Raw genomic sequence first — 15,671 nt, 5'->3', positions numbered from 1 at the left:
CTTGATATGACAGCTTTTTTATTTTGCCTATATAAACTGTAAAAAACCTTATAATTGTAACTTCAAATTTTTTTTGATAATTAAGTGGTGGATAGTGGGGGAATGTGGTATTATAAAAAATATGAAAGTGGGGCGGACTATATGTTTATGGGTGAATACCTTCATAGCATTGACACAAAGGGCCGTATTATTGTCCCTTCCAAGTTCCGTGATGGACTTGGAGCGAGCTTTGTTGTCACCCGTGGACTAGATAAATGTCTGTTTGCATACCCCATGGATGAATGGAAAGTACTTGAAGAAAAATTAAAAAAGCTCCCACTAACTAAGAAAGATGCCAGAGCATTTACACGTTTTTTCTTTTCAGGAGCTGTTGAATGTGAAGTGGACAAGCAGGGAAGAATAAACATTCCACAAGGACTTCGCAAATATGCGGCTTTGGAGAAAGAATGTAATGTCATTGGTGTTTCTAATCGGATTGAATTCTGGGCAAGTGACAGCTGGGAAGAATATGTCACGGATTCTGAGGAATCTTTTGCAGAGCTTGCAGAGAATTTAATGGATTTTGATATCTGATTTTTTTAGAAGTCATTTGAATAATCAGTAGAGTAAACGTTCGAAAATTAATTAAGTGGGTGTAAATATGTTTGAACATTATAGTGTATTAAAAGAAGAAACGATAAAAGGATTGAATATCAAACCAAACGGTACTTATGTTGACTGTACGGTAGGAGGTGGGGGTCACTCATGGGAGATAGCATCAAGGCTTGGTGAAGAGGGTTTGTTAATTGCTTTTGATCAGGATTTAGATGCGCTTAGAGCAGCTAAAGAAAAGCTAAAAGCATATGAGGATAGGATTTTGTTTATCCATTCAAACTTCCGTGGATTAGAGCAGGAACTGGCAAAGCATAATATATCAAACGTGGACGGCATTTTATTTGATCTGGGTGTCTCATCGCCGCAACTTGATCGAGGTGAGAGAGGATTCAGTTATCAACATGACGCCCAATTAGATATGAGAATGAACCAAACTGAAAATTTGACTGCTTATGAAATCGTGAACAAGTGGTCTTATAATCAACTTGTATCGATTTTCTTTAAATTCGGGGAAGAAAAGTTTTCTAAACAAATAGCAAGAAAAATAGAGGCACATCGTGAAACAGAAGAAATAAAAACAACACATCAGCTTGTGGAATTAATTAAAGAAGGAATACCTGCACCGGCTAGAAGAAAGGGTGGGCATCCTGCCAAGCGTATTTTTCAAGCATTACGAATAGCGGTGAACGATGAACTGCAAGCATTTAATGATGGACTCCATCAGGCGGCCAGAGTAGTGGGTATTGATGGAAGAATTGCAGTAATTACCTTTCATTCACTTGAAGATCGTTTATGTAAGCAAGCATTTAAGAAATGGAGTACAGAAAAACCAACACCGAGACATCTCCCGGTAATACCGAAAGAGCATGAGGCACCATTTGAATTAATCGCAAGAAAACCTATCATTGCAGCTGACAATGAACTTGAAGAAAATCGTAGATCGCGTTCGGCAAAACTACGGGTAGTAACAAAGATTTCCGAATGGAGAGACGAATTTACTTATGAAGAAGGGTGGAAAAAATAATGAGTGCTAATCAGGCCCGCAGTTGGCAACAATCGAACCCACAGCATACCCCAGAAATAGAACAAAAGGTAGTTGTAAAGGTAAAAAAGAATGGTTGGATTACAAAAGGTGAGAAATTAATTTATTCGCTTTTTGGAGTTACCATACTTGTTTGTGGAATTTTTGTCGTGTCATTTTCATCAACAACTGATACAATTAATAGAGAACTACAGCAGCTTGAACAAACCGTAAGCACACAGCAAGTGGAGAATGAAGGTCTATTATTCGAAATGAAAGAATTATCCAGACCTGAAAGAATTATTCAGATTGCAGAGGAAAACGGATTGAAAATCCAGAATACGGAAATAAAACAAGCGCAGTCATTTAACAACTAGCAAGGGGCTTAACCTATGAAAAAGAACAAGACAACGCATTTGATGGCAGGTATTTACATCATTATCTTTGTCGCAGTTTTTTTGGTTTTAACTGGAAGATTTATGTTTATACAGGCAACAGGAGAAATAGCTGGAATCTCTTTAGATGAATGGGCTGATCAGAAACGAACATCATCCTACTCGATAAGTGCGGAAAGAGGAAAGATTTTTGATAAAAATGGAATGACATTGGCATACGATAGACCTACATACAAGATGTATGCAATTTTAGATGAAACCTATTCAGAGAAATCAGAGGAGCCCCTCCATGTGGAAGATCCGCAAAAGACTGCGGAAATGTTGGCTCCTCTTTTAGATGTTGAAGTTAGTGAGATATTGAATACGTTACAAAATGGAATGAATAAAGAACAATTTCAGGTTGAATTTGGCAAAATTGGAAAAGAGATTTCCCAACAGAAAAAAGATGAGATTGCTGAATTAGAAATCCCTGGAATAAATTTTGAAGAAGAGGCTATTCGCTATTATCCAAACGGTATGTTTGCTTCACATATTATTGGTTTTGCCAGAGAAACTGAAGTCGAGACAGATGAAGGTTACGAAAATGAAATAATCGGTATTGCCGGTATGGAAAAAGAAATGAACGACCTTCTAAGTGGTAAAGAGGGTTTTATCTCTTACCAGCGGGATAGATACAATAGTAAATTACTGAATCCAAATGAAATTATTCAAGAGCCGGAAAATGGGGATAATGTTTATTTAACGATAGATCAAAAGATACAAACGTTAATGGAAGATGTTTTAACCCAGGTTGATGAGGAATATAAACCGAGTAAAATGAATGCAGTCGTAATGGACGCTAAAACAGGACAGGTACTGGCAATGAGCAGTCGTCCAAGCTATGATCCAAACAATCCTACCGATGTGAAAAACTGGTATAATGACGTTATTTCCACCCCATTTGAGCCTGGTTCCACGGTCAAGATGTTTACGTGGGCAGCGGCGATTGAGGAAGGTGTATACAATGGTTCGGAAGGATATCTATCTGGAAGTTTCCAACCGAATGAAAAGATACAAAAAATCCACGATCATAATGGCGGTAATGGCTGGGGTGTTATTTCCTATGACGAAGGCTTCCAGCGGTCTTCCAATGTAGCAGCAGCAAAACTGGTTTGGGAAAAAATGGGTACAGAAACATTTCTTGAATATTTACAAGCTTTTGACTTTGATAAAAAAACTGGCATTGACTTACCAGGGGAAGTTGCTGGGAAAATACTTTACAACTGGCCATTAGAAAAAATAACAACCTCATTTGGACAAGGTTCTACAATGACACCTATTCAGCAGATGAAAGCTGCAACAGCAATTGCAAACGATGGGAAAATGATGCAACCATATGTGATTGATAAAATTGTCGATTCATCAACAGGTGATATAATGGAACAAAAATCTCCAAATGTTGTTGGTGAACCTATTTCAGAAGAAACATCGGATCAAGTATTGAAATTATTAGAATCCGTCGTTAATGGAGAACATGGAACAGGTAAGGTGTATCAATTGGATGATTATTTAGTTGGCGGTAAATCGGGAACTGCCGAAATGCCAAATCCCGATGGTGGCGGCTATTTAACTGGCCGGGAAAATTATGTTTTTTCCTTTCTTGGTATGGCCCCTATTGAGGATCCCGAGCTGATTATGTATGTATCGATCCAACAACCTGAACTTAAACCAACGGAAACAGCCTCTGCTCCACTTTCGTTTATTTTTAAGAATGTTGTTGAAAACAGCCTGCATTATTTAAATATTGATCCTGATAAAGATGTGCAGGAAGTAATCGAACCAGTTACCATACCGGAAGTAATCGGACAGAAATCTTCTAGTTTAAGTAACAAGCTTACCGAACAGGGACTGAAGGTTTCTCTGATTGGAAAAGGCGAAGAAATTGTTGCATCAAGCGTAATAGAAGGAGACACCGTTCTTCCAAGTGACCGTATCATTCTTATTACGGATGAACCAACGATGCCAAATATCATAGGATGGTCATTAAGAGATGTAATGGAATTTGCAGACCTAATGAATTTTAACGTTGAAACGTTTGGCGACGGGTATGTGGCAACACAAAATATACAAGAAGGCAGCCCAATCAAGGAGAATGATTACTTAGGTGTTGAGTTTTTACCACCAAATGAAAATCCGGATGAAAGTTTAAATTCAGAGAACAGTGATGAAATAGAGGAATCACAGAATGAAAATACCTCTGAATCCGAATGAAATGTTTTCATGCATAGGGTAATCAATAGACAAAACAGTGTTCTATTCAGTTTTTTTAACTCATATAGTTGATACAAACCAACCTGAGAAAAGGGGATGGAAAATGAAACGTGTATCAACTGTTACAGTAAAAAAACGAATCGTTACTGTTTTTCTTTTTGGGCTTCTTTTACTAGCGATTATTATCGTGCGGTTAGGCTATGTTCAATTTGTAATGGGTGATCAATTAACGGGACAAGCCAATGATTTATGGACGAGAGATATCGTTTTTGAAGCTGAAAGAGGATATATTTTAGATGCTGAAGGAGAGGTCCTCGCTGAAAATGTGACAGCACCATCCGTTATAGCTATCCCAAGACAAATACAGAATCCTGATGACACAGCCAAAAAATTAGCCGGCATTTTGGATGTATCTGAGGAAAAAATCATGGACAATATAACTAAAAATGCATCGAGTGTCAGTATTAGACCAGAAGGAATAAAAATAACGGAAAGACAGGAAAAGGCTATACGTGCACTGAATATGGATGGAATCTATCTGGCAAAAGATTCGAAACGCCATTACCCGTACGGTGATGACCTGTCACATGTTCTTGGGTTTACAGGAATCGATAATCAAGGATTAATGGGTCTTGAACTTTCCTATGAAGAGAGGCTAAGTGGGGAAGAAGGTAGTCTTTCTTTTTATTCCGATGCAAAAGGCAGAAGATTGGACAGCCTTGCAGATGTCTATACACCACCAACTGATGGATTGAATCTTAAAACAACAATCTATTCAAAAGTGCAAACAATTATGGAGCGGGAGCTTGATGCCGCAGTTCTAAAGTACAATCCGGATGAGGCTTCAGCCATTGCTATTAATCCGAAAACTGGCGGAATACTTGGTATGACATCACGACCTAATTTTCATCCAGAAAACTATCAAGATGTAGATGCATCGATCTTTGGGAGAAACTTACCTATTTGGAGCACGTATGAGCCTGGGTCCACATTTAAAATAATTACACTTGCTGCAGCATTAGAAGAAAATGTAGTTGATTTGGAAGAAGATGAGTTTCATGATGATGGGGATATTTCAGTTGGTGGGGCAACCATTCATTGTTGGAAAAGTGGTGGACATGGACACCAAAACTATTTGGAAGTTGTGCAGAATTCCTGCAACCCTGGATTCGTAAATTTGGGGCAAATGCTCGGAACTGAAAAGCTGTTTTCTTATATTGATGCTTTTGGATTTGGAGAAAAGACAGGAATTGATTTACAGGGTGAAGGGAATGGGATACTATTCAAACCTGAAAATGTTGGTCCCGTTGAGTTGGCTACAACATCATTTGGTCAGGGGGTTTCGGTAACACCTATTCAGCAGGTCAATGCAGTTGCAGCAGCAATTAATGGAGGTTTTTTGTATGAACCCTACATCGCAGAGGAATGGATTAATCCAAAAACAGGTGAATCAGTTGAAAAAATCGAACCTAATCCTAAAAGAAGAGTAATCTCTGAATCTACATCAGAAGAAATACGCTATGCCCTGGAAAGTGTTGTTGCCCAAGGAACAGGAAGGCCAGCGTATGTAGATGGCTATCGTGTTGGTGGTAAGACGGGTACCGCTCAAAAAGTGGGTCCAAACGGAGGTTATTTGGAAAATAATTATATTGTTTCTTTTATCGGTTTTGCTCCAGCCGATGACCCTGAGATTGTCGTTTATGTTGCAATCGATAATCCGAAAAATACCGTTCAGTTTGGGGGTGTTGTAGCGGCACCAATTGTTGGTACAATTATCGGAGACAGTTTACAAGCAATGGGTGTTGAACCTCGAACAGATGGGTTAGATAAAGAATATCTATGGCCAGAAATGCCAAAAGTGGAAGTCCCTGATCTTATTGGACAATCTAAACAAGAACTTGCAGAGTATATGCTGGACCTATCGATTGAAACGAGCGGGGAAGGTGAATATATCATTGATCAAGCACCTGACTCAGGTACGAAATTGGAGCAAGGATCAACAGTAAGAATTTATCTATCTGATGAAAAATATCGTTAAAAGTGATGAAGTTTGCTATAATATATTAGCGAATATGCTTTTAAGAGGTTGTTCAAAAAGTCCGATAAAAATAACGCTTTGATGTTTCTAGTTGGCGGTAGTGGAACTTCTACTAAGACCGCCCACGTCCTGGGGCTGCGGTTACTCGCCCCACCGAAGACATTTGTGGGCAACGTAGAAGGTCAGCACAACACGCACAAGCCCGCAACTCACGTATTAATTGCATACGTCCGAATGGAAGTATGCACCTCCGTCTACAAGTATATTCAGATAATGTGGTTCTCGGTGCAAGCAAGCGTTGAAGCAAATTCACTGAAGTAGGCTCGCCGCCTCGAACTTTTCGGTCATTTTTATCCTCCTTTTTGAACACGAACTTTAAGAGGGTGAAAACCACCCTCTTAAAAATGTAGTACTCCTAGAATACATATATAGGATATAAAATTAGATAGGATGTTATTTATGAAATTAAAAGAATTGCTTGACGTAGTACCTTTTTATGAAACGAATTCGGTAATAGATGATATTGAATTTAATAATATTGAAATGGATTCCCGCAAAGTAAAACAGGGAAACGTTTTTATTTGCATTACCGGTTTTACTGTTGATGGGCATGAATATGTTAAGCAAGCGGAAAAAAATGGTGCTGTAGCTGTGATTGCAGAAAAAGCGATAAATGAAAATGTTTCTATTCCAGTCATAGAGCTTTCAGATACGAACAGAGCTTTGCCAATGCTTGCAGCAAAGCTTCTTGATTATCCGACAGCAAAACTTCCACTTATCGGTGTAACTGGTACGAACGGGAAAACAACCGTTACCTATCTATTGGAAAAAATATTCAATATGCACCAGAGGAAAACAGGCGTTATCGGTACCATTCAGTTAAAAATAGGCGAAGAAACGTATCCTATTGCCAACACAACCCCAGACGCATTGCACTTACAGAGGATTTTTGACAAGATGCGTAAGGAAGAAGTAGAGCAGGCAATTATGGAAGTTTCATCTCATGCACTTGATCTTGGAAGGGTATATGGCTGTGACTACGACATTGCTATTTTTACGAATCTTTCGCAGGACCACTTGGATTATCATACGAATATGGAGGATTATCTTCGTGTGAAAAGCCTTTTGTTTGCACAACTTGGAAATAGTTACGATGGTGAATCGAAGAAATTCGCGGTAATCAATGAGGATGATTCATCAAGCAACTTACTAAAACATAGTACTGCACAGCATATATTGACGTATGGATGTAAGAATGAGGCAACTGTAATGGCAAAAGCTATTAAACTTGAAGCCACTGGAACATTTTTTGAGTTGAAATCTCCAGTAGGCAATATAACTATTAAAAGTAGACTGATAGGAATGTTCAATGTTTATAATATGCTTGCGGCAAGTACAGCGGCAATAGCTGCAAATGTGCCTTTATCTGTCATTAAAACAGCTCTTGAAAGCATTCAAGGTGTGGATGGTCGTTTTGAGCCCGTTGTTGAAGGACAGGACTTTGCAGTAATCGTCGACTATGCACATACCCCTGATTCGCTAGAAAATGTACTCCAGACGAGCAGAGAGTTTGCGGAAAAGAAAGTATATGTCGTTGTTGGATGTGGTGGGGACCGTGATAAATCGAAACGTCCCCTAATGGCTTCAATCGCACTGAAATATGCAGACCATGCTTTGTTTACAGCGGATAATCCAAGGACAGAGAATCCTAAAGAAATATTGGATGATATGACAGAGGGATTAGACGAATCTCATGGAAGTTTTGAAGTTATTGAAGATCGTCAAGAGGCGATATCAAAGGCTGTTCAATATGCTGAAAAGGATGATATTATTTTAATCGCTGGAAAAGGACATGAAACATATCAGATTATTGGTCATACTAAGTATGACTTTGATGATCGTGAAGTGGCAAGAACAGCAATCAATAAAAAGGAGAAATAAAATGCTATTTACAATGAATTGGCTATCATTAATATTTACAGACAATCAAGGAGATATTCAGGACAACAAGGAAATTAAGAGTGTTACAACAGACAGCAGAAGTGTTGGCAATCATTCCTTGTTTATACCGATTATTGGAGAACATTTTGATGGCCATCATTTTGCCGAAAAAGCGATTGAAAATGGAGCTATTGCAGTACTGTGGGACAAAAGCAAACAACTGCCGAATACGATTTCACCAGACTTTCCAATTTTCTTTGTTGATGATACATTAATCGCCTTGCAGGAAATGGCCGCACAATACAGGAAAGAGATCAATCCGATTGTTATTGGCATAACTGGTTCCAACGGGAAAACTACAACCAAGGATCTGACAGCAGCTGTTATGAAGACAAGCTATCGTACCCATTATACGAAGGGGAATTTTAATAATCATATTGGATTACCACTTACTGTTTTGTCGATGGACAGAAATACAGAAGTGCTAATTCTTGAAATGGGTATGAGTAACTTTGGTGAAATTGATGTATTAACACAAATCGCTAGACCAGATTATGCGATGATTACGAATATTGGTGAATCACATATCGAATTTTTAGGTTCAAGGCAGGGAATAGTAAAGGCAAAGCTGGAAATAGTAAATGGATTAAAGGAAAATGGTGTATTAATCATCGATGGGGATGAACCTCTGCTTCACGATATAGAAATAAAGCAAAAAGTGATTAAAAATGGTTTTTTTAAAACAAATGCTCATATAGTGTCTAATGTATCCATTACACCAACAGGAACAGAATTTAATCTTTCTGATGGTTTAACCTATGAAGTACCACTTTTGGGAAGACATCATGCTAAAAATGCTTCCTTTGCATTAACGGTTGGAAATCTACTAAATATCGCTCCAGAAAAAAGCAATCAGGCTTTTAAGAAATTAGAACTTACTGGCATGCGATTTGAATTAATAAAAGGAAAAAACGGTGTTTCAATTATTAATGATGCATACAATGCTTCCCCAACATCGATGAAGGCATCGATTGATGTTGTCAAGCAAATGGCTGGTTTTAAGCAAAAGGTATTGGTACTCGGAGATATCCTTGAACTTGGCAATCATTCAGAAGCACTGCACCGGGAGATAGCTGAAACGGTTGAGCCTCCGATTACTGCTTTATTTACGTATGGTGAACAAGCTAAACTAATCTCAGATGAAGTAAAGGGAAAAGGTGATATTACGGAATGTATCCATTTTACCTCCAAAGAAGAATTGGTAAACGCGCTGCATACATACATATCAAAAGATTCCTTAATACTATTTAAGGCTTCACGAGGGTTACGATTTGAAACGATTATAGAAGATTTACAGGATAATAACTAATAAATCCAATCTAGTTGGACGGTTATGTATGAGGAGGAAACGAAGTGAATATAACTGTATTATTGGTAACAATAGCTATAGCATTTCTCATTACCGTTCTTCTATCTCCAATATTTATTCCATTTTTAAGAAGATTAAAGTTTGGACAAAGCATTAGAGAAGAAGGACCACAATCACATTTGAAAAAAACAGGAACTCCCACCATGGGGGGGCTAATGATAATTTTCAGTGTTATCATAACATCGATTATTATGGCTAGTAGAGCAAATGAGACAGGTATAGGTTATGAGCTTTGGCTGTTAATTTTTGTGTTATTTGGCTATGGATTGCTTGGATTTTTAGATGACTTTATAAAAGTGGCGTTAAAACGTAATCTTGGACTAACCTCTAAGCAAAAACTGCTGGGGCAAATTATTATTGCACTTGTATTTTTCTTTATTTTAAGAGGTCATGAATTTTCAACGGCAATACATATACCAGGGACAGATATACAATGGGATCTCGGTTGGGCCTATTTATTATTAATTATTTTTATGATGGTTGGTGCCTCGAATGCCGTAAATTTAACGGATGGATTGGATGGTTTATTGGCAGGAACAGCAGCTATAGCATTTGGTGCCTTTGCCGTCGTTGCCTGGTACGGCACTCCACAAACGGAAGAAGCAATATTCGCACTTGCCGTTGTTGGTGCATTGCTTGGATTTTTAGTATTTAATGCACATCCCGCTAAAGTATTTATGGGAGACACTGGATCATTAGCCCTTGGGGGAGCAATTGCAGCAATTTCGATACTTATGAAAATGGAAATCTTATTAGTAATTATTGGAGGAGTTTTCGTTATTGAGACCCTTTCAGTGATTATCCAAGTTATTTCGTTTAAAACAACAGGAAAAAGAGTGTTCAAAATGAGTCCATTACATCACCATTATGAACTACTCGGCTGGTCGGAGTGGCGCGTAGTTACGACATTTTGGCTAGTAGGACTCCTATTTGCTGCACTCGGCATCTATATTGAGGTGGGCTTGTAATGAAGAAGTTTGTAGATTTTCCCTATTCAAATATCCTTGTTCTTGGACTGGCGAAGAGTGGGACGGCAGCAGCTGAAACATTGCTTGCAAATGACAAGAAAGTCATTGTGAACGATATGAAAGCAAATGAAAATGATGAGAATGTTATATATTTAAAAAAGATGGGCGCTGCCGTAATTGTTGGCTCCCATCCTATTTCCATTTTGGATGGAATCGAGCTCATTGTAAAAAACCCAGGAATACCATATGAAAATGTGATTGTTGCAGAAGCTAGCAAGCTGGGCATTCCTATTATAACTGAAATTGAGCTGGCTTTTCACTTAACAAATAGGCCGATTATCGGTATTACGGGATCAAATGGGAAAACGACGACAACGACATTGGTAACAAAAATGCTTAAAGAAAGTAAACGACCGGTCCAAGTAGCAGGTAATATTGGAATTGTAGCTACAGAAACGGTTCATTCCTTAAAAGAAAATGAAGTGCTCGTACTTGAATTATCATCCTTTCAATTGCAAGGGATTAGAAAATTTAAACCGACTACGGCAATTTTACTTAATATATTTGAGGCACACCTGGATTATCATAAAACAATCGATAATTATAAACAGGCTAAGTTTAATATTTTTAAGAACCAAACAAAAGAGGATTATCTTGTTTACAATGCAGATGATCAAGCAATTACTGAAGAAGTAAAACAAGCTATTTCGAAACTTGTTCCGTTTTCAGTGAAAACCAGGATGGAGACTGGTGCATGGGCAGATTCGGATTATATTTATTTTGAAGATGAAAAAGTGATAGCAAGACAAGACATTGTTCTTGTTGGAGAGCATAATCTTGAAAACATATTAGCTGCAATTGCCGCTGCAAAACTTAATGGTGCTACAAGTCTTGGAATTCGAAATGTTTTAACAACCTTTAGTGGCGTAGAACATCGACTGCAATTCGTGAAAAAAGTTAATGGTCGATTATTTTACAATGATTCAAAAGCGACAAATATATTGGCAACTCAAAAAGCATTAGGTGCCTTTACAAAGCCCACTATTCTATTAGCAGGTGGTCTCGATAGAGGTAATGAATTTACAGAGTTACTTCCTTTTCTTAGGAATGTAAAGGCAATGGTTGTGTTTGGGCAGACTGCAAGCAAATTAAAGCAGTTAGGTATGGATGCAGGTATTCAAACAATTATCGAATCTGAGGATGTGAGGAGTGCTGTAGATAGCGCATATTCCATCTCACGTGTTGAAGATGTAATTCTTCTATCTCCGGCGTGTGCTAGCTGGGACCAATACCGAACATTTGAAGAAAGAGGAGACATGTTTGTACAAGCTGTGCATAAACTGAAATAGGGGCTTGAACAACGAAATTTAATAAAGAATAACAATCATAATGCCCCTGATCCTATATTGGAAAAAGGGGTGTTTTTTTGTTTAAAAAATTGCTGAAGGAGCAAAGAAAACCAGATCTCACTTTGCTTTTTGTCATATTTATTTTACTGATTGTTGGGGTTATCATGGTATATAGTTCATCCTATATTTGGTCTGAATACAAATTTGGTGATGCATCTTACTACTTAAAGAGGCAACTTTTATTTGCTGGTGCTGGGATAGTTGCAATGTTCCTTTTTATGCTTATTCCCTATTATACATGGAAAAAATATGCAAACATTATTCTCCTTATTTGCTTTATTTTATTATTACTTGTATTAATACCTGGAGTAGGGCTAGTAAGGGGAGGGGCACAAAGTTGGATAGGTGTCGGAGCGTTCAGTATCCAGCCTTCCGAGTTTATGAAGCTAGGTTTGATAATTTTTTTGGCGGCTATTCTTTCTGCCAACCAAAAATATATTACGTCATTTAAAAAGGGTTTCTTTCCGAGTATTATATTGATTTTCACAGCTTTTGGGCTAATTATGCTACAACCTGACCTTGGAACAGGAATGGTAATTGTTCTTACTTGTATGATAATGGTTTTTGTTGCTGGAGCAAGATTGACACATTTTTTCGGACTTGCTGCACTAGGGCTTCTGGGATTCATTGGGTTAATCGCTTCAGCCCCGTACAGAATCAATCGAATTACTGCTTTTTTAAATCCGTGGGAAGATCCATTGGGAGATGGATTTCAAATTATCCAATCACTATATGCAATTGGTCCTGGTGGATTAATGGGTTTAGGATTGGGAAATAGTCTGCAAAAATATTTTTATCTGCCTGAACCACAAACTGATTTTATTTTTGCCATCTTGGGAGAGGAACTTGGGTTCATTGGTGGAACAGCTATTATTCTCCTATTCTTATTGCTTTTATGGAGAGGAATAAAAATTTCCTTAGAGGCACCTGATTTATTCGGTCGCTTTTTAGCTCTAGGAATAGCTGCCATGCTTGCTATCCAGGCGATGATAAATATCAGTGTGGTAATTGGACTTATTCCAGTAACAGGAATCACCTTACCCTTTTTAAGTTATGGTGGCTCCTCTTTGACTTTAACATTATGTTCTGTGGGTGTATTGCTAAATATTAGCATCTATTCCAAAATTTGATTAAATCAAATTCTTTATTTTGTTATTGGAAGATATTGATACTACCATTGCATGTAAAAAACTTGGTAAACTATTGTATGTACACTACATCTTCCCATACGTTTTATGATATAATTCATGTAAATAGATAAAAACGGCTGAGATGCTGCCGTTTATTCTTTTAATATGGTAAAAAGGAAGAAATGGAGATGAGTAAAAAAAATATTGTTTCAATTGAAGATCGAATTCCAAAATTGAAGCAGGCCCGTAAGAAAAAAGCAAATCGACGTCTTATTTTTTATCTTTCCATCTTTTTCTTCTTAATAGCAGTAATTATTTATCTGCAATCCCCATTAAGTCATATTAAGACAATCAATGTGGAAGGGAATTCATATATAGCAGACGAAGAGATTATTGCGTACAGTGGTTTAACAGTAGATACCAATATATGGACAATTAGTCAATCTGAAATAGAGAGATCAATAAGCAATGATCCTATTGTCGAATCTGTATCCGTTGAAAGAAAATTGCCATGGACAATCCATATTCATGTTTCAGAGGAGCAGATTATTGGGTATATACGTGAGGATGCAAATTATAAACCCGTTATGAGTAATGGTGAAATTTTAGAGCTGGTCAAGGATACATATCATGGTGACGCGCCATTAATAAATGGGTTTGATGACGAAGAATATCTAGATAGAATGGCTGGGCAACTTAAAGTTTTACCTAAAAACATTTTGAATTTAATTTCTGAAATCCACTGGGAACCAACAGAAGATAATCAAAATAATATACTTTTATATATGAATGATGGGTTTATTGTTAAGGGAACCATCCGTAATTTTGCGGAAAAGATGGAAGTATATCCATCCATTGTTTCACAACTTGATGCTGAAGATAAAGGAATTATTCATATTGGTGTAGGGGTTTATTTTGAGTCTTTTGATAACAAAAAGAAAGAGACAGAAATGGATGCTGTATCTGAAGAGGAAGTTGAATGATTAGAAGTCATATAATTGAACTTCTTTACGAAGGTTATAGTAAGGGAATTTACTTTTTTTAAGAAAATGAAAAGGTATATGACCATTCCATGTGGAATAACTTATATATATTTTATTTTTTTAATGTTTTACGATAAAATAGTAGATTATATAATAAAAAATGCAGTTGATAGAAACAGAATGAAGTAATAATGGATGTTTCTTGAGCGGGAGGTGCCTTTCATTGAATAATAGTGAGATATTAGTAAGTCTTGATATAGGTACAACTACAATCAAAGTAATTATTGGAGAAGTTCTAAATGATTCCTTGAATATAATTGGTGTTGGAACTGCAAAATCCAATGGGATGAAAAAAGGGGCAATCGTTGATATCGATCAAACTGTGCAATCTATCAGAAGTGCAATTGAACAAGCAGAACGTATGGTAGGAATGCATATTGAAAGAGTAGTTGTAGGAATAAATGGCAGCCATATTCAATTACAACCTTGTCATGGTGTTGTAGCAGTACAAAGCGAGAACAGGGAAATTGGGGATGAGGATGTTACGAGGGTTATCGAAGGGGCGCAAGTCATTTCCGTTCCTCCAGAACGTGAAATCATTGATGTTATTCCAAAGCAATTTATTGTTGATGGTTTGGATGAAATCACGGATCCACGGGGAATGATCGGCGTTCGATTGGAAATGGAAGGAACAATTATAACCTGCTCCAAAACAGTACTACATAACATTCTCAAATGTGTGGAGCGCGCGAATCTACAAGTATTGGACATTTGTTTACAACCACTTGCAGCAGGTACAATTGCTCTTTCCAAAGATGAAAAGAATATGGGTGTAGCATTAATCGATGTTGGTGGTGGTTGTACAACGGTTTCCATCTTTGAAAATGATCACCTAGTAACAACTAACGTGGTGAATTTAGGTGGAGATAATATTACAAAAGACCTATCGTTTGGATTACGTACATCAACCGAAGAGGCAGAAGATGTTAAGCTGAATTATGGACATGCTTTTTATGATGATGCACAAGAAGAAGAAACTTTTGACGTTTCGACGATAGGAAGCAATAAGAAGCAAACCTATAATCAACTACAGATTTCTGATATGATTGAAGCAAGATTGGAAGAGGTCTACGCATATGCAGAACGGGAAATTAGAAAAGTAGGCTATGATTTACCTGGTGGATATGTACTGACTGGTGGTACAATCTCCATGCCAGGAAGCCTTGAACTTGCTCAAGACCTATTTCCTTCCAACGTACGCGTAGCTATCCCTGATTACATAGGTGTAAGAGAACCACAATTTACAGCAGGTGTTGGGATATTGCAGTTTGCCTATCATAATGCAAAAATTCAAGGGAAAGAGCTATTTCCTTCAGTAGCATTAAATACAAACGAACCGAAACCAAAAAGGCAAATGAAACAACCAAAGGAAAAAAACGAGAAAAAGGAAAATAAGAAAAAAGAGTCTAGTTTTGCTAATTTATTTAAGTATTTCTTTGATTAAGCATGAAGT

The 15,671-nt window shown here is 37.4% G+C and carries 12 protein-coding genes; all 12 read left to right on the top strand.

The genetic code is table 11. The features are described 5' to 3' along the window. Positions 1-141: 141 nt before the first annotated feature. The 12 genes from mraZ to ftsA all read left to right on the top strand — a co-directional run bounded on the left by mraZ (position 142) and on the right by ftsA (position 15,662). Positions 142-573, top strand: a complete 432-nt coding sequence (gene mraZ / locus BV906_RS08325; RefSeq protein ID WP_087973545.1) for a division/cell wall cluster transcriptional repressor MraZ — start codon at positions 142-144, stop codon at positions 571-573. 67 nt (positions 574-640) lie between these two features. After that, on the top strand, positions 641-1,618 hold the full coding sequence (gene rsmH / locus BV906_RS08320; protein ID WP_176330296.1) for a 16S rRNA (cytosine(1402)-N(4))-methyltransferase RsmH: 978 nt from the start codon (positions 641-643) through the stop codon (positions 1,616-1,618). After that, positions 1,618-1,992: a cell division protein FtsL gene (gene ftsL / locus BV906_RS08315; RefSeq protein ID WP_087973016.1), complete on the top strand. Its 375-nt coding sequence runs from the start codon at positions 1,618-1,620 to the stop codon at positions 1,990-1,992. The genes rsmH and ftsL overlap by 1 nt, the downstream gene beginning before the upstream one ends. Positions 1,993-2,007: 15 nt before the next feature. Beyond that, positions 2,008-4,260 (top strand): penicillin-binding protein, encoded by a 2,253-nt coding sequence (locus BV906_RS08310; protein ID WP_087973014.1) that lies wholly within the window; start codon positions 2,008-2,010, stop codon positions 4,258-4,260. A 103-nt stretch (positions 4,261-4,363) separates the two neighbouring features. Continuing rightward, positions 4,364-6,298 carry a stage V sporulation protein D gene (locus BV906_RS08305; protein ID WP_087973013.1) on the top strand — a complete coding sequence of 645 codons (1,935 nt, stop codon included), beginning with the start codon at positions 4,364-4,366 and terminating at the stop codon, positions 6,296-6,298. A gap of 459 nt (positions 6,299-6,757) precedes the next feature. Continuing rightward, complete coding sequence (locus BV906_RS08295) at positions 6,758-8,239, top strand: UDP-N-acetylmuramoyl-L-alanyl-D-glutamate--2,6-diaminopimelate ligase (RefSeq protein ID WP_087973011.1); 1,482 nt, start codon at positions 6,758-6,760, stop codon at positions 8,237-8,239. 1 nt (position 8,240) lies between these two features. Further along, positions 8,241-9,608, top strand: coding sequence for a UDP-N-acetylmuramoyl-tripeptide--D-alanyl-D-alanine ligase (locus tag BV906_RS08290; RefSeq protein WP_087973010.1), 1,368 nt, complete (start codon positions 8,241-8,243; stop codon positions 9,606-9,608). A 44-nt stretch (positions 9,609-9,652) separates the two neighbouring features. Continuing rightward, on the top strand, positions 9,653-10,636 hold the full coding sequence (mraY, locus tag BV906_RS08285) for a phospho-N-acetylmuramoyl-pentapeptide-transferase (RefSeq protein WP_087973009.1): 984 nt from the start codon (positions 9,653-9,655) through the stop codon (positions 10,634-10,636). Beyond that, positions 10,636-11,985 carry a UDP-N-acetylmuramoyl-L-alanine--D-glutamate ligase gene (gene murD / locus BV906_RS08280; protein ID WP_087973008.1) on the top strand — a complete coding sequence of 450 codons (1,350 nt, stop codon included), beginning with the start codon at positions 10,636-10,638 and terminating at the stop codon, positions 11,983-11,985. Before mraY ends, murD begins: the two co-directional genes overlap by 1 nt. An 89-nt stretch (positions 11,986-12,074) precedes the next feature. Further along, the gene (spoVE, locus tag BV906_RS08275; RefSeq protein ID WP_087973544.1) at positions 12,075-13,175 is read left to right on the top strand and encodes a stage V sporulation protein E; all 1,101 of its coding nucleotides are present in this window, start codon (positions 12,075-12,077) and stop codon (positions 13,173-13,175) included. Between the two features lie 188 nt (positions 13,176-13,363). Beyond that, on the top strand, positions 13,364-14,158 hold the full coding sequence (locus tag BV906_RS08270; protein WP_087973007.1) for a cell division protein FtsQ/DivIB: 795 nt from the start codon (positions 13,364-13,366) through the stop codon (positions 14,156-14,158). Between the two features lie 223 nt (positions 14,159-14,381). Then, positions 14,382-15,662 (top strand): cell division protein FtsA, encoded by a 1,281-nt coding sequence (ftsA, locus tag BV906_RS08265; RefSeq protein ID WP_087973005.1) that lies wholly within the window; start codon positions 14,382-14,384, stop codon positions 15,660-15,662. Positions 15,663-15,671 lie beyond the last annotated feature (9 nt).

The organism is Oceanobacillus rekensis, from assembly GCF_002153375.1.
Lineage (GTDB): Bacteria > Bacillota > Bacilli > Bacillales > Amphibacillaceae > Oceanobacillus > Oceanobacillus rekensis.
The sequence above is the reverse complement of the archived record's forward strand: the minus strand, read 5'-3'. Positions and strand labels throughout refer to the sequence as shown.